16 protein-coding genes are annotated in these 20968 nt (G+C 74.4%); 7 read left to right on the top strand and 9 right to left on the bottom strand.

Translation table 11 applies throughout. The features are described 5' to 3' along the window. Nucleotides 1–20 precede the first annotated feature (20 nt). The 8 genes from H7K62_RS07480 to H7K62_RS07515 all read right to left on the bottom strand — a co-directional run bounded on the left by H7K62_RS07480 (nucleotide 21) and on the right by H7K62_RS07515 (nucleotide 10322). Complete coding sequence (locus tag H7K62_RS07480; RefSeq protein WP_370591660.1) at nucleotides 21–452, bottom strand: (deoxy)nucleoside triphosphate pyrophosphohydrolase; 432 nt, start codon at nucleotides 450–452, stop codon at nucleotides 21–23. Between the two features lie 17 nt (nucleotides 453–469). Continuing rightward, a complete protein-coding gene (locus H7K62_RS07485; protein WP_186717307.1) occupies nucleotides 470–1588 on the bottom strand; it encodes an ABC transporter ATP-binding protein in 1119 nt (372 codons plus the stop codon). Continuing rightward, nucleotides 1585–2685 carry an ABC transporter ATP-binding protein gene (locus tag H7K62_RS07490; RefSeq protein ID WP_222437224.1) on the bottom strand — a complete coding sequence of 367 codons (1101 nt, stop codon included), beginning with the start codon at nucleotides 2683–2685 and terminating at the stop codon, nucleotides 1585–1587. Before H7K62_RS07490 ends, H7K62_RS07485 begins: the two co-directional genes overlap by 4 nt. Beyond that, the gene (locus tag H7K62_RS07495) at nucleotides 2682–3689 is read right to left on the bottom strand and encodes an ABC transporter permease (protein WP_186717308.1); all 1008 of its coding nucleotides are present in this window, start codon (nucleotides 3687–3689) and stop codon (nucleotides 2682–2684) included. Before H7K62_RS07495 ends, H7K62_RS07490 begins: the two co-directional genes overlap by 4 nt. Beyond that, the gene (locus tag H7K62_RS23640; protein WP_186717309.1) at nucleotides 3686–5215 is read right to left on the bottom strand and encodes an ABC transporter permease; all 1530 of its coding nucleotides are present in this window, start codon (nucleotides 5213–5215) and stop codon (nucleotides 3686–3688) included. Before H7K62_RS23640 ends, H7K62_RS07495 begins: the two co-directional genes overlap by 4 nt. Before the next feature lie 237 nt (nucleotides 5216–5452). Further along, nucleotides 5453–7204 carry an ABC transporter family substrate-binding protein gene (locus H7K62_RS07505; protein ID WP_186717310.1) on the bottom strand — a complete coding sequence of 584 codons (1752 nt, stop codon included), beginning with the start codon at nucleotides 7202–7204 and terminating at the stop codon, nucleotides 5453–5455. Between the two features lie 189 nt (nucleotides 7205–7393). After that, nucleotides 7394–8071, bottom strand: coding sequence for a DedA family protein (locus H7K62_RS07510; protein WP_186717311.1), 678 nt, complete (start codon nucleotides 8069–8071; stop codon nucleotides 7394–7396). Nucleotides 8072–8081: 10 nt separating this feature from the next. Next, a complete protein-coding gene (locus H7K62_RS07515) occupies nucleotides 8082–10322 on the bottom strand; it encodes a diguanylate cyclase (protein ID WP_186717312.1) in 2241 nt (746 codons plus the stop codon). 181 nt (nucleotides 10323–10503) lie between these two features. Here H7K62_RS07515 and H7K62_RS07520 point away from each other — a divergent pair, with 181 nt between their 5' ends. The 7 genes from H7K62_RS07520 (at nucleotide 10504) to H7K62_RS07550 (ending at nucleotide 19378) form a co-directional block, all read left to right on the top strand. Further along, nucleotides 10504–11286, top strand: coding sequence for a C40 family peptidase (locus tag H7K62_RS07520; protein WP_186717313.1), 783 nt, complete (start codon nucleotides 10504–10506; stop codon nucleotides 11284–11286). Nucleotides 11287–11442: 156 nt separating this feature from the next. Continuing rightward, entirely contained in the window at nucleotides 11443–12783 is a 1341-nt protein-coding gene (locus H7K62_RS07525) for a purine-cytosine permease family protein (protein ID WP_186717534.1), read from the top strand. Between the two features lie 33 nt (nucleotides 12784–12816). Next, nucleotides 12817–14418, top strand: coding sequence for a hydantoinase/oxoprolinase N-terminal domain-containing protein (locus H7K62_RS23645; RefSeq protein ID WP_186717314.1), 1602 nt, complete (start codon nucleotides 12817–12819; stop codon nucleotides 14416–14418). Further along, on the top strand, nucleotides 14415–15518 hold the full coding sequence (locus H7K62_RS07535) for a DUF917 domain-containing protein (protein WP_186717315.1): 1104 nt from the start codon (nucleotides 14415–14417) through the stop codon (nucleotides 15516–15518). Before H7K62_RS23645 ends, H7K62_RS07535 begins: the two co-directional genes overlap by 4 nt. Beyond that, a complete protein-coding gene (locus tag H7K62_RS07540) occupies nucleotides 15515–16636 on the top strand; it encodes a DUF917 domain-containing protein (protein WP_186717316.1) in 1122 nt (373 codons plus the stop codon). The genes H7K62_RS07535 and H7K62_RS07540 overlap by 4 nt, the downstream gene beginning before the upstream one ends. An 85-nt stretch (nucleotides 16637–16721) precedes the next feature. Next, nucleotides 16722–17828, top strand: coding sequence for a DUF917 domain-containing protein (locus H7K62_RS07545; RefSeq protein ID WP_222437226.1), 1107 nt, complete (start codon nucleotides 16722–16724; stop codon nucleotides 17826–17828). Continuing rightward, nucleotides 17825–19378 carry a helix-turn-helix domain-containing protein gene (locus H7K62_RS07550; protein ID WP_186717317.1) on the top strand — a complete coding sequence of 518 codons (1554 nt, stop codon included), beginning with the start codon at nucleotides 17825–17827 and terminating at the stop codon, nucleotides 19376–19378. Before H7K62_RS07545 ends, H7K62_RS07550 begins: the two co-directional genes overlap by 4 nt. On the opposite strand, the gene H7K62_RS07555 is transcribed toward H7K62_RS07550, so the two are convergent. Further along, on the bottom strand, nucleotides 19375–20958 hold the full coding sequence (locus H7K62_RS07555) for a methyl-accepting chemotaxis protein (protein WP_186717318.1): 1584 nt from the start codon (nucleotides 20956–20958) through the stop codon (nucleotides 19375–19377). The two genes, H7K62_RS07550 and H7K62_RS07555, sit on opposite strands and share 4 nt — an antisense overlap. Between the last annotated feature and the right edge of the window lie 10 nt (nucleotides 20959–20968).

The following is a 20968-nucleotide window of genomic DNA, read 5'->3' on the forward strand; positions in this document are numbered from 1 at the left end:
GCCGGAGGAGCCGGCGGGAGTCAGCGGAGCGCGGCGCGCAGCGCCGTCACCACGGGCATGTCCGCGGGCAGCCAGGCGACCCCGCCCACCCAGTCGTCGAGGTCGAGCCAGCGCAAGGCGTCGTGGTCCTCCAGGGGTGCCGGCTCGCCGGAGAGCACGCGGGCCCACCAGACCCGCAGGACGCCGACGCCGGGCAGCGGCCAGACGCCGTCCTCGGCGTACGGACCGCCGCCGCCCTCACCGCGGTGGGGCACCAGCTCGCCGCCGAGCTCCGCCTCCACGCCGAGCTCCTCGCGCAGCTCCCGCCGCAGCGCCTCCTGCGGGGTCTCGCCCGGCTCGACCTTGCCGCCGGGCAGCTCCCACCCGCCGGCCAGCGCCGAGGGGCTGCTGCGGCGGGCGGCCAGCAGCCGGGTGGGCGCCGCGAGGTCGTCGACCAGCGCGGCGCCCACCACGAGCAGCGGGGCGGGCGTCAGGCCGCCTCTCCGGCGGTGCCGCCGGCGAGGGGCAGGGACGTGCGACCACCGGGGTGGCCGACGTCGGTGGAGGCGAAGTGGCAGGCGATCTGGTGGCCCGCCCCGCCGCCGTCCTTCTCCACCAGCGGCGGCTCGGTGGTGGCGCAGACGTCCTGCGCCTTCCAGCAGCGCGTGCGGAAGCGGCAGCCGGACGGCGGGTTGAGCGGCGAGGGCACGTCGCCCTCGAGCACGATCCGCTCCTTGGCCGCGGTGCGCGCGACCTCCGGGTCGGCCGACGGCGCCGCCGAGAGCAGCGCCTGGGTGTAGGGGTGCATCGGCCGGTCGTAGATGTCGTCCTTGGGACCGATCTCCACGACCTTGCCGAGGTACATCACCGCCACGCGGTCGGAGATGTGGCGCACCACCGACAGGTCGTGGGCGATGAACATGTAGGCGATGCCCAGCTCGGTCTGCAGGTCCTCGAGGAGGTTGACGATGCCTGCCTGGACCGACACGTCGAGGGCGGAGACCGGCTCGTCGAGCACCAGCAGCTTCGGTCCCAGCGCGAGCGCGCGGGCGATGCCGATGCGCTGGCGCTGGCCGCCCGAGAACTCGTGCGGGTAGCGGTTGCCGTGCTCGGGCGACAGGCCCACCAGCTGCAGCAGCTCGCGGACGCGCTCCTTGCGGGCGGCCTTGTCCTTGACGGTGCCGTGGATGACCAGCGGCTCGCCGATGATGTCGTTCACCGGGAGCCGGGGGTTGAGCGAGGCGTAAGGGTCCTGGAAGACGATCTGCAGGTCGCGGCGGACCGGGCGCAGGTCCTTCTCGGACAGGCCGATGAGCTCCTTGCCGTCGAAGCGCACCGAGCCCGACGTCGGCTTGTGCAGCTGCAGCAGCGCGCGGCCCGTCGTCGACTTGCCGCACCCCGACTCCCCGACCACGCCGAGGGTCTCCCCGGCGTCCAGGCTGAAGCTGACGCCGGAGACCGCCTGCACGTGGTTGACCACGCGCTGGATGACCCCGCCCCCGCGCACGGGGAAGTTCATGACGAGGTCGCGGACGTCGAGCAGGTGGCGGTCGCGCTCGCCGTCCGACGGGCGGGTCGGGCTCTGGGGGTTGGGCTGCTGCGTGCTCACGAGGAGACCTCGCTCTCAGCGCGGAAGAAGCGGGTGGGGTCCTCGGCGGCCAGCAGCTCGTCGCTGTGGTGGCACGCCGCGAGGTGGTCGGGGCTGACCACCGGCAGCTGCAGGCCGCCCGTCGCCGTGGCGCCGGCGGCGGGGCTGCGGTGGCGCAGGTCCGGCTCCTGGGCGCGGCAGTCGTCGCGGACCAGCGGGCAGCGCGGCCCGAAGGGGCAGCCCCGAGGCAGCGAGATGAGCGACGGCGGCGCCCCGGAGATCGGCCGCAGCCGCTCCCCCGCGCGCGTGCCCTCGGCCGAGGGCGTCGAGCCCAGCAGGCCCACCGTGTAGGGCATCAGCGGCTTGCTGAAGACCTCGGCGGTGGTGCCGATCTCCACCGGCTTGCCCGCGTACATCACCAGCACCCGGTCGGCGACCTGCGCGATGACGCCCAGGTCGTGGGTGATGAAGACGATGGCGGCGCCCACGGCGTCCTTGACCGACATGAGGGTGTCGAGCACCTGCGCCTGGACGGTCACGTCCAGGGCGGTGGTCGGCTCGTCGGCGATGATGACGTCGGGGTCGTTGATGATCGCCATCGCGATCATCGCCCGCTGGCGCATGCCGCCGGAGAACTCGTGCGGGTACGCGCGCAGCCGCGCCTCGGCCTGGGGGATGCCGACCAGGTCGAGCATCTCCTTGGCCCGCTTCATGGCCACCTTCTGCGGCACCGCGCTGTGGGAGCGCACCGCCTCGGCCAGCTGGTCGCCGACGGTGAAGACGGGGTTCATCGCCGTCATCGGATCCTGGAAGATCATGCTGACGCGCCGGCCGCGCAGACCGCGCTGCTGGCGCGCGCTCATGGTCAGCACGTCCTCACCGCGGAAGAGGATCCGCCCGGTGATCCGCGCGCTGCGCGGCAGCAGGCCCATGACGGCCATGGACGACACCGACTTGCCCGAGCCCGACTCGCCGACGATGCCGAGCACCTCGCGCGGCGCCACGGAGTAGTCCATGCCGCGCACGGCGCGCACCAGGCCGTCCTCCGTGGGGAAGGCGACGGTGAGGTCCTGGACCTGCAGGACCGGCTGCTCGGCCGCCCGCTGGTCGGCGCTCACGAGCGCACCCTCGCCTGGCGCGGGTCGAACGCGTCGCGCAGGCCGTCGCCGATGAAGTTGACGCTCAGCGCGATGAGCACGATGAAGATGCCGGGCCACCAGAACAGCCAGGGCCGGGTGCTGAACGCTGACTCGTAGTTGCTGATGAGCAGGCCGAGGGAGGTCTCCGGCGGCCGCACTCCGAGGCCGAGGTAGCTCAAGGCGCTCTCCGTGAGGATCGCGACGGCGATGGTCAGCGTGGCGGACACGATGATGACGCCGAGGCTGTTGGGCAGGATGTGCTTGAAGATGATGCGGCTGCTCGAGGCGCCCATGGCGCGCGCGGCCTCCACGAACTCCTTCTCGCGCAGCGACAGGAAGCTGCCGCGGACCAGGCGGGCCAGAGAGGTCCACAGGACCAGTCCCAGCACCGCGCTGAAGAGGAAGATGTTGATGGCGCCGAACTTCCGTCCGAGCACCGCGCCGATGACGATCACCGGGATGGTGATGAAGACGTCGGTGATGCGCATGAGCACCGCGTCGACCCAGCCGCGGTAGAAGCCGGCCAGCGCGCCGACGAGGGTGCCGATGGCGGTGGCGACGATCCCGACCACGAAGGCGATGATCAGCGAGCGCTGCGCTCCGCGCATGGTCAGCGCGAAGTAGTCGACGCCGATGTTGTCCTGCCCGAACGGGTGGTCGCCCAGCGACAGCCCGTCGCCGTCGAGCCACGGGAGGAGGTCGAGCGTGGGCCGTCCGCCGTTCTCGATCGGCGCCGGCTGCGTGTACGTGTAGTGCCACCACCCCGGGATCCCGGCGAAGCCGATCGAGGTGAACGACAGCACGATGACGATGAGCAGCACGGCCATGCCGGCCAGGGCGCCGCGGTGGCGGAAGAACCGCCGGCGGACCAGCTGCCCCTGGGACAGGGCGACGACGGCGAGGCCGGAGGCGTCCCCGGAGTCTCCGCTGGCGCCGGGACCGCCGGGCTCACCGGCGGTGGTGCGGGGGTCGGTGGTGGTCATGAGAGGCGGATCCTCGGGTCGAGGTAGGCGTAGACGAGGTCGGCCACGATGTTCAGCAGGAGCACCGCGGCGGCTGCGACGACGAAGAAGGCCATGACCGGCGGCGGGTCGGTGGTGTTGACGCCGGAGAGGAAGAGGGTCCCCATGCCCTGCCAGCCGAAGATGCGCTCGGTGATGACCGCGCCGCCCACGACGGCCGCGAAGTCGAGCGCCACGAGCGTGGTCACCGGGATGAGCGCGTTGCGGAACGCGTGGCGCATGATCACCGTGCGCTCGGTGAGGCCCTTGGCCCGCGCCGTGCGCACGTAGTCCTGGTTCATCGTCTCGAGCATGCTCGAGCGCGTGTAGCGCGTGTACTGGGCGAACGAGATGAGGACCAGCGTGATGCTCGGCAGCACCAGGTGCGTGAGCGTGTCGAGCGTCGTTTGCCAGAGGGTGCCCGTGTAGTTCGGCGTGTTGGAGCCGATGGTGGCGATGGGGCGCCCGAAGGTGCCGGCCACGTAGTCGGGCCAGGCGTACATGAGCCAGTCGACGAACCCGAGCGCGGCCACGACGGCGGCCGACAGCACCGCGGCGCGGGCGGCGCGGCTCCTGTCGATGCCCCCGATGCCCGCCCCGGCTCCCCCGGCCACGACCAGGGTCACCAGGAAGAGGCCGATGAGCAGCGGCCAGGTCGGCTCCACGAGCACGCTGAGCGTGGCCACGTAGATGACGATCCCGACCACGGCGCCGACCAGCGAGGCGATGAGCACGCGGCGGGCGGCGAGCCCGGACACCAGCGCGGTGATGCCCACGGCGGCGGCCAGGCCCAGCACGGAGACGCCGGCGGGCCCCAGCGAGGGGCGCGCGAGGAAGTCCGTCTGCGAGACCACCAGCAGCAGGGCCGCGACGACGACGAACCCGACGGCGAAGGCCGCGCCGCGCCGCAGCCACGTGCGGCCCCCCACGAGGCTGATCGCGAAGAGACCGCCGATCACGGCGAGGACCAGCAGCACCGGCAGCGGGACCACGGGGTCTCCGAGCCACGTGTTGAAGGCGATGGCGCCGAACTGCTTGAGCAGCACCGCTGCCCAGAAGATGGGCAGCGAGTAGAAGACGAACGAGAAGAACGTCAGCGTGTAGTCGAAGCTCGAGTACTGGCGCAGCGCCGAGACGATGCCCACGGCGATGCCGGTGACGATGGCGAGCACCGTCGACAGCAGCACCAGGCGCAGCGTGCTCCCGAGCGCGAGGCCGAGCAGCGGCGCCACGGCCTGGCCGGTGCGGTTCACGCCCAGGCTGCCGTGCCCCCAGAGGTAGCCGGCGAGCTGGCCGAGCCAGTCGAAGTAGCGCAGCACCACAGGGGTGTTGAGCTGCATGATCTCCGTCCGCGCGGCGATGCGCGACGCCCGGTCACCGGGGTTGGAGATGTTGTACAGATCCTCGAGGGGGTCGCCGGAGTTGGCGACCAGCATGTACATGAGGAACGTGGCGACGAAGAAGACGCCGATCGAGATCAGCAGGCGCCTCAGGACGAAAGCGACCACGGGTGGAAACCCCTTTGCGGACGGACGGTCCGGACGAGCACTCTGGCGGTCCCGGCGCAGGGCCAGGTCAGCCCGAGGGGCGCGCAGGTGCGCGCCCCTCGGCGACCTAGGTTGCTCCTGCCCTGCGCGGTGCGCGAGGGCGGGGGTGGTCGGAAGCCCCTCGGTGCCCGTCTGACGCGGACGGGGACGGCCGTCGGCCGGCCCCCCGACGAGGAAGGGGCCGGCCGGCGGGAGGGGTCAGGAGGCCTTCGCGACCGCCCACTCGTTGTCGTTCCACGTCTGCTGGCTCTGCGCCGGCTGGAACTGGGGTCCGGTGACCTTGGTGTCGTTCGCCTGGATGCCCGGGAAGGTGAACAGCGGCACGGTCGCCACGTCGTCCCAGAGGATCTTCTCGATCTGGCCGATCGTCTGGTCCTGCTTCGACGCGTCCGTCTCGGACAGCAGGGTGGCGGTCAGCTGGTCGACCTGGGGGTTGGAGTACTTGCCGTTGTTGTTGCCGCCGCCGGTGACGTAGGTCGAGGCGGAGGAGGAGACCAGCGGCGAGCCGGACCAGGCGAACAGGGCGACGTCGAAGTTGCCGTTGGCCAGGCCGTTGCCGAAGAAGTCGGACTGCCCGGCGTCCTGCACGTTGAAGCCGGCCTGGTCGCACGAGGCCTTGATGAGGGAGACCTCGTCGGTGCGGCGCTGGTTCGGGGTCTTGTACCCGATGCGCACCGTGATGCCGGTCTTGCCGCCCAGCAGCTGCTTGGCCTGGTCGATGTTCGCCTGGTCGTACTGGCCGGCGTAGGAGGCCTGGACCACCTGCTGGTAACCCTGCTGGAACTGCAGCTTCCAGCGCGAGTTCAGCACGGTGGCGTTCTGGTTGACCGGCTTGATGAGCTTGTCGACGATCTGCTGGCGCGGCATGCACAGGGCGAAGGCCTTGCGCAGGTTCGCGTCCTTGAACTCGCCCTGGAAGTTGAAGTCCGCGTGCTCGAACGTGTACTCGTCGCCCTGGTCGATCTTGACCGAGCTGCCGATGGCCTGCAGCTGCTTGAGGATGTCAGCGGCGGGCTGGGGCTTGGCCACCTGGATCTCGCCGTTGGCGAGCGCCTGCGCCTGGGCGGTGGCGTCGATGAAGCGGATGACGATGGTGCCCGTCTTGGCCGGCGTGCCCCACCACTTGGGGTTGGCCTTCAGGGTGATCGACTGCCCGGCCTGCCAGGAGTCGATCATGTACGGACCGGCAGAGAGCCAGTTGTCCTTGTCCACCGTGCCCGGCTTGCCGATGAAGCCGGTGTTGTAGAACTTCGCGAGCGCGTTGACCTGGTCGGTGGTGTTGTTCTTGATGGCGCTGATGACGTCGGAGACGCCCGCGTTCTTGCCGACGATGTGCGCCGGGAGGATCGACCCGGCGGCGAACAGCGAGTTCCAGTCGGCGAAGGTCTTGTTGTAGGTGACCGTCACCGTCTTGTCCCCGGCGTTGCACTGGGGGATGTTCGCGTCCTCGTAGCCGGTGGTGCCGGCCGAGGAGAAGCCCGTCAGCGGGTTCCCGTTCTCGTCGGTCTCCTTGCTGGCGAACTTGCCCGAGTTGGCGGCCCACGTGAGGACCATGTCGGAGCACTCGATCGGCGTGCCGTCGGACCAGACGGCCTTGTCGTTGATCGTGTACTTCACGGTCAGCGGGTTGTCGCTGGTCTTCTCGTAGGTGCCGAACTCGGTGGTGGGTCGCACCCCGCCGTCCTGCCCGTAGTCCCAGAAGCCGTCGAGCACGTTGTTGAGCACGACGGCGTTCTGCACGGCGTTCTGGTCGGCCGTGTTGTTGTTGTACGAGTTGAACTCCGCCTCGTGCGCCACGGTGATGGTGGCGTTGCTCGTGGCAGCCGAGCTGGTGCCGCTCCCGCTGGCACTGGCGCCACCGCCACCGCGGTCCGCGGAGCAGCCGGAGATGAGCAGGGCGCCGCCGGCCAGGACGGCGAGAGCAGCAGAGGCTCTGCGAGAGGTGATCACGCGGGGAGGACCCTTCGTCGGGCGTCTCGGTTCGGGCAGCGCGGCAGGTCGTGCCGCCCGGCCCGTTGGACGGCTCACTCCACCCCGCCGAAGGACGATCACGCAAGCGGGTGGGTGCCTCGAGCACGTGGCCGTTACCGATTCGCAACCAGACGGGTCAGCGCGTCACACCCGCCGTTCACCGCATGATCACGCGCGGTGAGCGCCTCTGCCGCGCGATCGACCTGCGGGAACAGCCTCCGACCGGGGACGCCGCCGCGCCCGGAGGACCTCCACCAGCACCGGCAGCACCGAGACGAGCACGATGAGGATGAGGATGACCTCGATGTTGTCCCGCACGAACGAGATGCCGCCCAGCAGGTAGCCCAGGGTGGTGACACCGGCTCCCCAGAGCACCCCGCCCAGCACGTTCCAGGCGGCGAAGTGGCGGTAGTCCATCCGCCCGACGCCCGCGACGACCGGCACGAAGGTGCGCACGACCGGCACGAACCGCGCCAGCAGCACGGCGCGCCCCCCGTACTTCTCGAAGAAGGCGAAGGCGTCCTCGACGTACCGGGGCTTGAAGAACCGGGCGTCCGCCCGCTTGAAGACCGCGGGCCCGAGGCGCCGGCCGATGAGGTAGCCGCACTGGTCACCCAGCACCGCCGCCAGCGGCACCAGCACCAGCGCGAGCCACAGCGGCACGTGGAGCACCCCGGTCGCGATGAGCAGGCCGCCGGTGAACAGCAGCGAGTCACCGGGCAGGAAGAAGCCCACCAGCAGGCCCGACTCGATGAAGACGATGGCCAGCAGCCCGGGGAAGCCCAGCGTGTCGAGCAGCGTGCCGGGGTCGAGCCACGACGGGCCGAGCGCGAGGACGGGGGTCACGGCAGCCAGGCTAGGGGCCGCTGACGTGCTCCGGAGCCGCTTCGTAGGCGGCGGTGGCCGGGCCGTGGGCGAGCGGCACCCCCGCGCGGCGCAGCCAGGCGAGGTCGTCGGCGGAGGCGGGACCGCGTGCCAGCAGCTGCGCCCCGAGGGTGGCGGTGAAGCCCAGCAGTCCGTTGACCAGCGCCTGCTGGGAGCGGCTGCTCGCCACCCCCACCACCACGCGCCGGTGCACCCCGACGAGCTCGGGTTCGAGGGCCAGCAGGTGCTCCCCGCCGTTGCGGGCCGTGCCGGCGGCCGCGACGGCCAGCCGCAGGCCCTCGCGGCGCAGCGGGGCCAGCGCGGCGCGCAGCACGCGCAGCTCGAGCGGGTCGACGTCGCCGAGCACCTGCAGGACCAGGCGGGACGGGTCGGCGGCTGCCAGGCGCCGGGCGAAGGCCGGGGCGGCGACCGTGGGGGCGCTGGCGCCCACGAGCAGCCAGCCGTCGCGCGGCTCGAGGTCCGGTGAGGCCTCCAGCGCGTGGTGCAGCGCCGCCGTCTCCAGCGGTGCGGAGGCGCCCACGGCCCGCGCCTCGGAGAACCACGTGGCCCGCGGTGCGGTGCCCCGGGGGAAGTGCGTCTCGGCGTCGTGCCCCACCCGGGCGCCGTCGGCCAGGGACACCACCGGGCGGAACGCGGTCCGCAGGCCCCCCTGGGCGTCCAGCCCCTCCAGGCGCGCCCGCACCGCCCGCGCCGTCGCCTCGGCCGCGTCCTCGGTCTCCACCAGCCGCATGACGGCCCGGCCGAGGGCTGCCAGCGCCTCGGCGTCCCGGGGGCGCAGGTGCGGGTCGGGGCGCTGGGAGTACGCGCACAGCGTCCCGTAGGTGGTCCCGTCGGCGCGCCGCAGCACCACGCCGACGTGGCTGCCGATCGCCAGCGCGCGCACGTCGGGGTGGTCGGCCACGGCCGAGACCGCGGCGTCGGGGACCACCGGGGGCAGCTCGCCGCGCACCAGCAGCTCGCAGACCGTGCCGTCCCGCGGCTCCGCGGTGCCGACGGCGAACGGGACCCGCACGCGAGCGACCACGTTGCGGAACCGGCGCTGCCCACCCTCGACCACGCTGATGAAGGCCACGTCGGCGCCCACCTGGGCCCGCGCCACCTCCAGCAGCGCGTCCACCCCGCGCTCGGCCGCCGCCGCTGGTGCTGCGGGTGCTGCGGGTGCTGCGGGTGCCGGCACGACAGGCGCCGGGGCGACCGGCGGCGGCCCCGAGGACCACGCCCCCGTCCTCGCCACCGGCGCGCTGCGCCGGCCCCGGCGGGCGCGCTTGTCCGCGTACATGGCCTCGTCCGCGGCGCGCCAGGCGCCCAGGAGCCCGTCCCGGTCGGTCCGGGTGGCCACGCCGCAGGAGACGCCGATGCCGGCCTGCGCCAGCGCGGCGCGCACGCGGGCGGCGACCGCGACGGCGACCGCGCGCTCGGTGTCCGGCAGCAGCAGACCGAACTCGTCGCCGCCCAGGCGCACCACGGCGTCCTGCCCGCGGACCTGCGCGCGCAGCGCGGCGCCCGCCTGGCGGAGCACGTCGTCGCCGGCGTCGTGACCGGCGCTGTCGTTGAGCTGCTTGAGCCCGTCGAGGTCGAGCACCACCACGGCGGTGGGGGTGCCGTGCCGGGCGGCCCGGTCCTCCTCCGCGGCGACCGCGGCGTCCCAGGCGCGGCGGTTGCCCAGGCCCGTCAGCGGGTCGGTCTGCGCCGCGGCCTCGGCGTGCTCGGCGCGCCGCACCACGTCGTCCAGGAGCAGGGCCTGCTCGAGCAGCAGGCCCAGCAGCTCCGCGGCCGCGCGGGCACCGGGCAGGTGGGCGGCGACGTCGGGGTGGGGCAGCTCGCTGGCGCCGCACAGCGCACCGACGACCACCCCGTCGGCGCTGCGGACCGGGACGACGAGCAGGGAGGCCACCTCCACCCCGCTGGCCGCGCACGCGGCGGCGTAGGCGGGGACGTCCGCGACGCGGACCACCGCCGGTGGTGCACCGTGGTCGAGGGCCGCGGCGGGCACGCCGGAACGCCACGGGACCGCGGCGCTGCGCGCTCCGGCACCGGCGAGGTCGGCCAGCACCACCTGCTCGTCACCGCGGCGCCGCACCAGCCACCACTGGCCGAGCCCGGTGCGCGCGGCGAGGTCGGCGAAGGCGCCGCGGGCCGCTGCGGAGACGTCGAGCGCGCCGGAGGGGACGGCGGCCCTGCCGGCCGGCGTCGTCGCGCGTGCTCCTCCCACACCTCCAGCATCGGCGGCTCCGGCACGGACTTGCGTCCCCACCGCGCGGGTCACCTGCCCGCCGTAAGTGGCGGGAGATGACGGGAGGTGTCCGCTGTGCCCGCTGTGGCCGGTGGTGGGAAGTTCCTGAGGTTCTGCGATTTCCCGGACGGTGACGAGACGATCACCTAGCGTCGCTGCCGTGGCTCGAACTGCACGACACCGCGCACCGGTGCGCCCCCTCGTCGACGTCAGCGCCGTGACCCGCGCCGTGGTCACCACCGGAGCGCTGGCGGCCGTCCCCGTGGTGGCAACGGCGGGCGCGGCCTCCGCCCACGTCCCCGGCACCTCCCACGCGGGCACGCCCGCGGTGAAGGCCGCCGCCCACCTGTCGGTGGCGGCCTCGCCCGTGCCCGCCAGCGCGGCGGCGGCCGGCGGCAGGGTCACCGTCCGGGCCGGGGACACCGTCTCGGCGATCGCGCGGGCGGCGGGGGTCAGCACCCAGGCGGTGCTGGCGGCCAACGGGCTGGCCTGGAGCTCCACCATCTACCCCGGGCAGGTCCTGTCCATCCCCAGCGGCGGCAGCGCCCGCACGGCCTCCTCGCCGGCCGCCCCGGCGGCAGCACCGGCGCCCGCGCGCCGGTCGAGCGCCGCCGAGAGCGCGCTGGCCGAGGCCGAGAAGCACGTGGGGCTCGCCTACCGGTACGGCGGCACGAGCCCGACCAGCGGCTTCGACTGCTCCGGCCTGGTGCAGTACGCCTACGCCAAGGTGGGCGTGGCGCTGCCGCGCACCGCCGAGGCGATGCGCTCGTCCGGCTACTCCGTGTCCCAGCCGCAGGTCGGGGACCTCGTCGTCTTCAACTCCTACGGCCACGTGGCGCTCTACGCCGGCAACGGCAAGATCATCGACTCGCCGCGCACCGGCGAGAGCGTCTCCGTCCGCACCCTGTGGACCGACGACGTGCAGTTCCGCCGCGTCGTCTGACGGGCGCTGCACTGTGCACTGCCTCGGCCCGCGACCCGTGCACGTCGCCCACTGACGACCTCCCGAGCGCGACCCTACGGTCACGCCCCATCGCTCGTCGGTGGAGAAGGAGGCAGGGACGTGGCCGGTGGATCGCACGGTGCAGACGACTTCGCGATGGGGCGGGTGCCGCTGGAGGCCCGCTACTCGTGGTTCTCGGTGGCGGTGCAGCGCTTCGGGCAGGTGTCCGCGCTGAGCCAGTTCCTCCTGGGGGCCGCGCTCGGCTTCGGCATGGGCTTCTGGCAGGCGTTCCTCGCCTTCACGCTCGGAGCCGTCATCCTCGAGGTGGTCTCGATCTTCGTCGGGGTCATCGGCTGCCGCGAGGGCATGTCGACGTCGCTGGTCGCCCGCTGGCTCGGGTTCGGCCGGGGCGGCTCCGCCCTCATGGGCCTGGCCATCGGCATGAGCCTCATCGGCTGGTTCGGCGTGCAGTCGGCGGTGTCCGCCCAGGGCCTGGCCTCGACGGTCGGCGTCCTGCCGGTGTGGGGCTGGTCCATCGTCTTCGGCCTCGTGGTGACGGCCATCTGCGTCTTCGGCTTCGGGTCGATGGCCTGGACCGCGTACATCACCGTGCCGTCGTTCCTCGTGCTCGTCGGCTGGGCGATCATCTCCGAGCTGTCGAAGACCGACGTCACCGCACTCATGGCCTCGGCGCCGCCCGGCCCGCAGATCGACCTGGCCACCGGCACCACCCTCGTGGCCGGCGGGTTCATCGTGGGCGCCGTCATCACGCCGGACATGTCCCGCTACAACCGCACCGGCGCCGACGTCGTCAAGCAGACCGTGGTCGGCTTCACCGTCGGCGAGTACCTCATCGGGATGTCCGGCGTGCTGCTCGCCCACGCCGTCGGCTCCAGCGACATCACCGCCATCCTCACCTCCTCGGTGGGCTGGGTGGCCGTGCTCGTCGTCCTGCTCGGCACCGTGAAGATCAACGACTGGAACCTGTACTCCGCGGGCCTCGCGGTGGTGAACTTCATCGGCACCGTCACCGGCCGCACCGTGAACCGCGCGCTGGTCACCGGGCTCCTCGGCCTGGCCGGCAGCCTGCTCGCCGCGGCGGGCATCCTCACCCGGTTCACCGACTTCCTCATCATCCTGGGCGTCGTCTTCCCGCCGGTCGCCGGGATCATGGTGGCCGAGTACTTCGTGGTGAAGCGCTGGCGCGGTGAGCTGGAGGCCTCCCGCGCCGACGGCGGCGCCGTGCCCGCCAGCTCCCCCACCTGGGTGCCGGCCACCCTCGCGGTCTGGGCCGTGGCCTCGGTGAGCGGCTACTTCCTCACCGTGGGCCTGGGCTCCATCAACTCCCTGGTCATCGCCTTCGTCCTCTACGTCGTGGCCGGCAAGGCGGGCCTGCTCAAGGAGTTCGGCCTCTCCCGGACCACCGACGCCTCCGCCGACGTCGTGGACGTGACCGGCGCCGACAGCAGCGCCCCCGCCCCGACCGCGGCGCGCTGAGCACCCCCACCGACGAGAACGAGGAGAGACTCCGTGCGCATCGGCATCGACGTGGGCGGCACCAACACCGACGCCGTCCTCCTGGGCGACGACGACGCGGTGCTGGCGGCCGTCAAGAGCCCCACCACCTCCGACGTCTCCAGCGGCATCACCGCCTCGCTGGCGGCCCTGCAGGGCGTGCGCGCCTTCGACCCCAGCGGGGTGCGGGCCGTGATGATCGGCACCACCCACTTCATCAACGCCCTCGTCGAGGCGAACCGCCTCGCCCCGACGGCGGCGCTGCGGCTGGGCCTGCCGGCCACCGCGGCGCTGCCGCCGATGGTCGACTGGCCGCAGCGCCTGGTGACCGCGGTCTCCGGACGCGCCTACCTGGCGCACGGCGGCCACGAGTTCGACGGCCGCACCATCTCCGCCCTCGACCCCGACGAGCTGCGCCGCCACGCGGCCGACATGGCCGCCCACGGCGTGCGCAGCGTGGCCATCACCTCGGTGTTCTCCCCCGTCAACACCGAGTTCGAGCTGCGGGCGGCGGAGGTGCTCGCGCAGGAGCTGCCCGACGTCGCGATCTCCCTGTCCCACCAGATCGGCCGGATCGGGCTGCTGGAGCGCGAGAACGCCACCATCGTCAACGCGGCGCTGCGCGAGCTGGCCTCCGACATCGTGGGCGGCCTCTTCGCCGCGGTGGCCGGCGCCGGGATCGACGCGCCGATCTACCTCAGCCAGAACGACGGCACGCTCATGGACGTCGAGCACGCCCGCCGCTACCCCGTCTCCACGTTCGCCTCCGGGCCCACCAACTCCATGCGCGGGGCCGCGGTGCTCTCCGGGGTCACCACGTGCGCCGTGGTGGACGTGGGCGGGACGACGTCGGACGTCGGCGTCCTCACCCGCGGGTTCCCCCGGGAGGCGACCACGGAGGTGTCCGTGGCCGGCATCCGCACCAACTTCCGCATGCCCGACGTGCTCTCCATCGGCATCGGCGGCGGCTCCCTGGTCCGCGGCGGCGGCTCCTCGGTGACCGTGGGACCGGACTCCGTCGGCTACCGCCTCACCGAGCGCGCGCTCGTCTTCGGAGGCGACACCGTCACCGCCACCGACATCGCCGTGGCCGCCGGACGTGCGGACATCGGTGACGCCTCGCTCGTGGCCCACCTGGACCCGTCCGTGGTGAAGGCGGCGCTGGCCCGCATCGCGGCGGACGTCGCAGACGCCGTGGACCGGATGCGCACCTCCTCCCAGCCGCTGCCCGTGGTCGCGGTGGGTGGCGGGTCGGTGCTGCTGCCGGACCACCTCGCGGGCAGCGGGGAGGTGCTGCGGCCGGAGAACTTCGCCGTCGCCAACGCCATCGGCGCCGCCATCGCCCAGGTCGGCGGCGAGGTGGACCGGGTCTTCACCATCGAGCCCGGCCGCCGCGGCGACGTGCTCGAGGCTGCCCGCGCCGAGGCCGTCGAGCGCGCCGTCGCCAACGGTGCGGTCCCCTCCAGCGTGGAGGTGCTCGAGATCGACGAGGTGCCGCTGCCCTACCTGCCCGGCGGCGCCACCCGCATCCGCGTCAAGGCCGTCGGGGACCTGTCGCTGGCCCCCGGGGCCGCGTCGGACCGGCGCGAGCCGGCCGCGGTCGGGACCCGGGGATGAGCTCGGCCGTCGCCTCGCGCCAGCTGCGGGAGGTGGGGCTGGACGAGGTCCGCGCCATCTCCCGCGGCGCGGCGGTGCTGGGGACCGGCGGCGGCGGCGACCCGCACATCGGCGCCCTCATGGCCGCCGCGGCCGTCAGGGCGCACGGGCCGGTGGCGCTCACCCCGCTGGCCGAGCTGCCCGACGACGCCGTGGTGCTGCCCGTGGCGATGATGGGCGCCCCCACCGTCATGGTGGAGAAGATCCCCTCGGCCGACCAGGTCGGCCGGGCCGTCGACGTCCTCACCCGCCACCTGGGCCTGCGCGTCACGCACGTCGCGTGCATCGAGGCCGGCGGGGTCAACTCCCTCGTGCCGGTGGCCGCGGCGGCCGAGCTGGGGCTGCCGCTGGTGGACGGCGACGGCATGGGCCGCGCCTTCCCCGAGCTCCAGCAGGTGCTCCTCACCCTCACCGGGGTCCGGGCGACCCCCATGGCCGTGGTGGACGAGAAGGGCAACTGCGCCGTCCTCGACACGGTGGACAACCGGTGGGCGGAGCGGCTGGCCCGCTCGGTGACCATCGACATGGGCTGCTCGGCGATGATCTCCAACTACGCCATGGACGGCGCGGCGGCCCGCCGCGGACTCGTGCCGGGGACCATCTCGCTGGCGGCCTCCCTCGGCGCGCTGCTGGAGCCCGGCGCCGCCGGTGACGACCCCGCCGGGGCCGTCGCGGAGCACCTCGGCGGGCGCGTGCTGGCGACGGCCAAGGTGGTGGACGTCGAGCGGCGCACCACCACGGGCTTCGCCCGCGGCACCGCGGTGCTGGAGGGCTCCGGCGAGCACGCGGGGAGCACCATGACCGTCGACTTCCAGAACGAGAACCTGGTCCTGCGCGCGGGCGGGCGCGTGCTCGCCACCGCCCCGGACCTCATCTGCCTGCTCGACACCGCCACCGGCGCGGCCATCACCACCGAGCAGCTCCGCTTCGGCCACCGCGTCAGCGCGGTGGTGGCGCCCTGCGACCCCCGCTGGCGCACCCCCGAGGGCCTGGCGCTGGCCGGGCCCGCCGCCTTCGGCTACCCCGACGACGCCGTCCTCCTCGAAGGAGTCCCCGCATGAGCTGGTTGCTCGACGAGTCCCACCTGGCCGACCTCGCCCGCGGCGCCACCCTGCTGGGCACCGGCGGCGGCGGCGACCCCTACATCGGGCGCCTGCTGGTGGCCGAGGCCATCAAGGAGCACGGGCCCATCACCGTGCTGGACCCCGAGGAGGTGGACGACGACCTCTTCGTCATCCCCACCGCGATGATGGGCGCCCCCACGGTCATGGTGGAGAAGGTGCCGCGCGGCACCGAGCCGGTCGTGGCGCTGCGCACCCTCGAGCAGCGCCTCGGCCGCACCGCCCAGGCCACGATGCCCATCGAGTGCGGCGGGCTGAACTCGATGATCCCGCTGCTCGTGGCCGCCCGCGCGGGCCTGCCGATCATCGACGCGGACGGCATGGGCCGCGCCTTTCCCGAGCTCCAGATGGAGACCTTCGGGGTCTACGGGGTGCACGCCTCCCCCATGGTGGTGGCCGGCGACCGCCACGAGACCGTCGTCGTCGACACCGGCGACGACGACGTGCGCATGGAGCGCCTCGCGCGCGCCTGCGCCATCCAGTTCGGCGGAGCGGCGCTCATCGCCGAGTACGCCATGACCGGGGCCGACGTGAAGCGGGTCGCCATCCCCCGCACCCTGTCCCTCGGCATCGGCGCGGGCCGGACCATCCGCGAGGCCCGCGAGGACCACCGCGACCCGTTCGCGGCGCTCGCCGAGTACTTCGCCGGGACCATCTACCGCAACGTCCGCCCGCTGTTCCGCGGGAAGGTCACCGACGTGGAGCGGCGCACCGAGGGCGGCTTCACCCGCGGCGGGTGCGCGGTGGCGGGCTTCGACGACGGCGTGCTGGAGCTGCGGTTCCAGAACGAGCACCTGCTCGCCCTGCGCGACGGGGTGCCGGTCTGCGTGGTGCCCGACCTCATCTGCGTGGTCGACGACACCACCGCCGAGCCCATCACCACCGAGGGCCTGCGCTACGGGCAGCGCGTGGTGGTGCTCGGCATCTCCACCCCGGACATCATGCGCACGCCGGAGGCCCTGGCCGTCTTCGGTCCGGCGGCCTTCGGGCTGGACCAGCCGTTCGTGCCGGTCGAGGAGCTGGTCACCGAGCGCCTCGACGTGCCCGCGGCGGTCTGAGCACGACGCCACCTGCCACCTCCTGCCGCTCCCTGGCACCGCCCGCCCCTCCACAGGGGGCGCGGGCGGTGCCAGGGTGTGCGTCGTGCCCGACACGATCGACGACGACGACGGCTGGGCCGTGCGGGCCGTGAGCGCGGCTGACGCGCCCGCGCTCGTGCGCGGGGCCGACGTCCTCGGCTCCGGTGGCGGCGGCGACGCGCGCCCCGCGGGCCTCCTGTTCGCCCACGCCGTCGGCGCGGGTGCGGTGCAGCTGCTCGACCCCGACGGCGCCACGGACCACGCCGTCTCCTTCGTGGGCATGGTGGGGGCTGCGAGCGCCTTCACCGAGGAGCTGCCCGGCGGTGGGGAGTTCGCACGGGCGCTGCGCGCGGTGGAGCGGTGGACCGGTGCGCGGGCCACCGCGCTGGCCTCCCTCGAGGCCGCTGGGCTCAACGGCCTGACGGCGCTGGCCACCGCCGTCTCCTGCGCGCTGCCGGTGGTGGACGTCGACCTGTGCGGCCGCGCGCTGCCGCGGCTGGAGCAGTTCTCGCTGGCCGTGGTCGACGGCGCGCTGCCGCCGCTGGCCCTGGCGCTGCCGGGCGGCCACGTGCTGGTGGTGGAGGGCGGGGACGGCCCGCGCTGCGAGCGCGTGGTGCGCGCGGTGCTCGCCGCCGAGGGCGGGTGGGCGGCCATGGCCACCGCGCCGGTGCGGCGCGCTGACTGGGCGCGGGTCGGCCCGGTGCGGACCACCCGGCGGTGCCTGGAGCTCGGGGCGCGCCTGGAGGCGCTCGGCGCCTCGGTGAGCAACGACGACGTCACCGCCGCCCTGGGGGCGAGGCTGCTCGGTGCGGGCCGCGTGGTGGAGGTGGCCCGGCGCGCGGGGGCCGGGTTCGGGCGCGGCTCAGCGTGCGTGCGGGACCAGCGGACCAGCGCGCTGCTGCGGCTGGAGATGGAGAACGAGTACCTCGTGGCCTTCGAGGACGGCGCGCCGGTCGCCACCACACCGGACCTGCTCGTGGTGCTGGAGCGGCGCACCGCGCGCGTGGTGGCCTGCGACAGGATCCGACGCGGCGACGACGTGGTGGTGCTGCAGCTGCCCGCTGCAGCCTTCTGGGGCCACCCCGAGCACGCTGCTCAGGTCGCGCCGCGGGCGTTCGGGCTCGACGTGGACCCCGTGCTCGCGCTGCAGCCCGCGGGGTCCCCGTGGTGACCGGGCTGGGAGGGCTGCTCGCGCTGCCGGCGTGGCGCGGCACCGCGGTGCTGGCCGGCGAGCCCGGCGGGGTCTCGCTGCGCACCGTCGTCCTCCTCGACGCGCCGGACCAGCTCGGCGCGAGCGGGGCGCGGGAGGCCCTGGTCGTGCTGGCGGGCCCGTCCTGGCGGTCGGCCCCGGCCTGGCAGCTCGACGCGCTGCTGCGTCGCGCCGCCGACGCCGGTGCCCGCGCCGTGCTGCTGGCCGGCACCGACCCGCTGCCGGGGCCCACGCGCCTGCTGTGCACGCGCCTCGAGCTGTGCGTGCTCGGTGGGGAGGCGGCGCTGCTCGACCTGGCGACCGCCGCGGCGGTGCACCTGGCCGCGCCGGAGGTCGCGTCCGCCCGGGCCGTGCTCGACGTCTCGCGCGCCGTCGCCGACGGGCGGGTCAGCGGACCCGGACCGCTGGTGGCCCTGTGCGCGCGGCTGCTGGGTGCGCCGGTGGCGCTGGCGGACGCGTCGGGCTCGGTGCTCCACGGCGACCTCGCGCTGGTGGTGCCCCGGCCCGCGGAGCCGGTGGTGCAGCGCGACCGCACGGCGGCGGGCGCGGTGACGGCGCGCCCCGTGCTGCTGCCGGGCCTGCGCAGCGTGCAGCGCTGGCTCGTGGCGCGGGTGCCCGCAGACTCCGGGCCGGTGGCGGTCGGGGCCGCGGAGGACCTGCTCTGCGCCGCGAGCACCGCCGTGGCCGGGTGGCTGGCCGCCGAGCGGACGGCGGTGGAGCGGGACGCGCGCGGACGGGCGGCGCTGCTCACCGACGTCCTGCGCCTCACCGGGGAGCCCAGCCCCGAGCTGCGCCAGCGGGCCGCGGCGGCGGGGTGGCCGCTGGCGGGGTGGCACGTGGGGGTGCGGGTGCGCACCGGTGGCGCCACCGACGTGGCGGGGCTGCGGGCTGAGGCGCTGCGCCGCTCCGCGGAAGCGGGGCTGCAGCTCGTGCTGGCCGAGCACGGCGACGGCTGGAGCGGCTGGTGGAGCACCGACCGCTCCCCCAGCGCCGTGGAGGTGCGGCACCTGGCCGAGCGGTTCCGCCGCCTCCACGAGGGGCTGCGGCAGCTGACGGGCTGCGCCACCGGCGTCGGCCGCCCGCACCAGGGACCTGCGGGCGTGGCCAGGACGCTGTCGGAGGCGGCGGACGCGGCGCTGCTGGCCGCGGGCCGGCCCGAGCAGGGCCGGTTCCTGCACGTCGACCAGCTGGGGGTGGCCCAGACGCTGCTGGCGTGGACCCGCACCGAGACGTTCGAGCCGGCGGCGCGCAGCCTGCTGGAGCCGCTGCTCGCCGACCCCTCGCTCGTGCAGACGCTGGGGGTCTACCTGGACGCCGAGTCGTCGCTGTCGGAGACCGCCACCACCCTCGGCATCCACCGCAACACGGTGGCGCAGCGCGTGGCCCGCATCGAGCGGCTGCTGGAGGTCAGCCTGGGCGACCACGAGCAGCGCCTCGCGCTGCAGCTCGCCTGCCGCGCCGTCGGGCCGGGCGGGCCAGGCGGCCCGGGCGGGTCCGGCGGGAGGACCTAGAAGCGGAAGGCCGCCACCTCGCGGCGCAGGGCCGCGGCCCGGCCCGCGAGGTCGTCCACGGCGGAGCTGGCCTCACCGAGCGCCTGGCTCGTGGACGCGGCCGTGGCCGACATCGTCGACGCCGTGGCCGCGATCCTGCCGGCGCCGCCGGCGGCCTCCGCCGCCGAGCGGGACATCTCCTGCGTGGTGGCGGTCTGCTCCTCCACCGCCGAGGCGATGGTGCTCTGGTGGGCGGAGATCTGGGCGATGACGTCGGAGATCCCGGCGATGGCCTCGACGGCGCCGCCGGCCCCCTGCTGGATGGTCTGCACGCGGCGCGCCACGTCCTCCGTGGCCGCCGCCGTCTCCCGTGCCAGCTCCTTGACCTCGGCCGCCACCACCGCGAAGCCCTTGCCGGCCTCCCCGGCGCGAGCCGCCTCGATGGTTGCGTTGAGGGCCAGCAGGTTGGTCTGCTCGGCGATGGAGGTGATGACCTTGACGACGTCGCCGATCTGCCGGCTCGCCTCCCCCAGCCCCGTGACGGTCTCGGTGGCGGTGGTGGCCGCCTGCACGGCCGTGCCCGCCACCCGGCTCGCCTCCTCGGTGGACCTGGCGATCTCACGGATGGCGTCCCCCATCTCCCCGGCGCCCGCGGCGACGGTCTGGACGCCGGCGGAGACCTCGTCCACCACGCCGGACACCACGCGGGACTGCGCGCTGGTCTCCTCGGAGGCGGCGGCGATCTGCGCCGTGGTGCCGCGCAGCTGCTCGGAGGCGCTGGCCACCGCGTCGGCCTCCGCCACCACGCCGGACAGCACGCGGCGCAGCGCCACCAGGGCCCGGTCGAGGGCAGCCGCGGTCACGCCCAGCTCGTCGCGGCGCTCGAGGTCACAGCTGGCGGTGAGGTCGCCGTCGGCGAGGGCCGTGACGACGTCGGTGACCCGGCGCAGGGGGCGCGTCACCGAGCGGGTGACCGCCGCGCCGAGGACGGCGAGCAGCGCCAGGCCGACCGCGCCGCTGGCGGCGAGGAGGGCCGTCGTGGAGCGGCGCTCGGCGGCCACGTCGGCCGCGGCGGCCGTGACGCGCTCGTCGACGGCCTGCCCCACGGTCGGCATCGACTCCTCGAGGGCGGAGAACGCCTCCTGGAAGTCGCCGTACCGGGCCAGCGCGGCCTGCGGGTCCGCGAGAGCGAGCTGCGAGGCGCTCGCGGCCGCGGCCAGGTAGGCGTCGACATCGGGCTGGACCCGCTGCAGCGCGGTGGTGACGCCCGGGCCGAGGTCGCGGGAGCGGACGCCGGCGAGGGCGTCGGTGAGGGCCTTCTGGTGCTGGGCCATCTCCTGCGCGGCCGAGGCCCGCTCCGCCGCGTCAGCGGTGACGATCATGCGGAGCAGGTCGCCGCGGACGGCGTCGTGCATCATGTCGGCCTGCAGCGCCTGCTGCGTGGCGGCGTTGGTGGTGGTCAGCTGGTCGACCTGCGCGCCGACGTTCGCCAGCGACGACAGCGCGAGGCCGCCCGTCGTCAGCGTCACGGCAGCGCCGACCGCGACCAGCGCCGACAGCTTGGTGCCCAGGCGGAGGTCCGCCCACCTCGTCCTCGCCACGTCCGAGCCC

Origin of the sequence: Quadrisphaera sp. RL12-1S, assembly GCF_014270065.1 — a bacterium.
Taxonomy (GTDB): domain Bacteria; phylum Actinomycetota; class Actinomycetes; order Actinomycetales; family Quadrisphaeraceae; genus Quadrisphaera.

Excerpts from the sequence above, each read along its gene's own strand:
- H7K62_RS07540 (WP_186717316.1), top strand. The coding sequence starts at position 15,515 with ATGAGCTGGTTGCTCGACGAGTCCCACCTGGCCGACCTCGCCCGCGGC.
- H7K62_RS07535 (WP_186717315.1), top strand. The coding sequence starts at position 14,415 with ATGAGCTCGGCCGTCGCCTCGCGCCAGCTGCGGGAGGTGGGGCTGGAC.
- H7K62_RS07525 (WP_186717534.1), top strand. The coding sequence starts at position 11,443 with ATGGGGCGGGTGCCGCTGGAGGCCCGCTACTCGTGGTTCTCGGTGGCG.
- H7K62_RS07495 (WP_186717308.1), bottom strand. The coding sequence starts at position 3,689 with ATGACCACCACCGACCCCCGCACCACCGCCGGTGAGCCCGGCGGTCCC.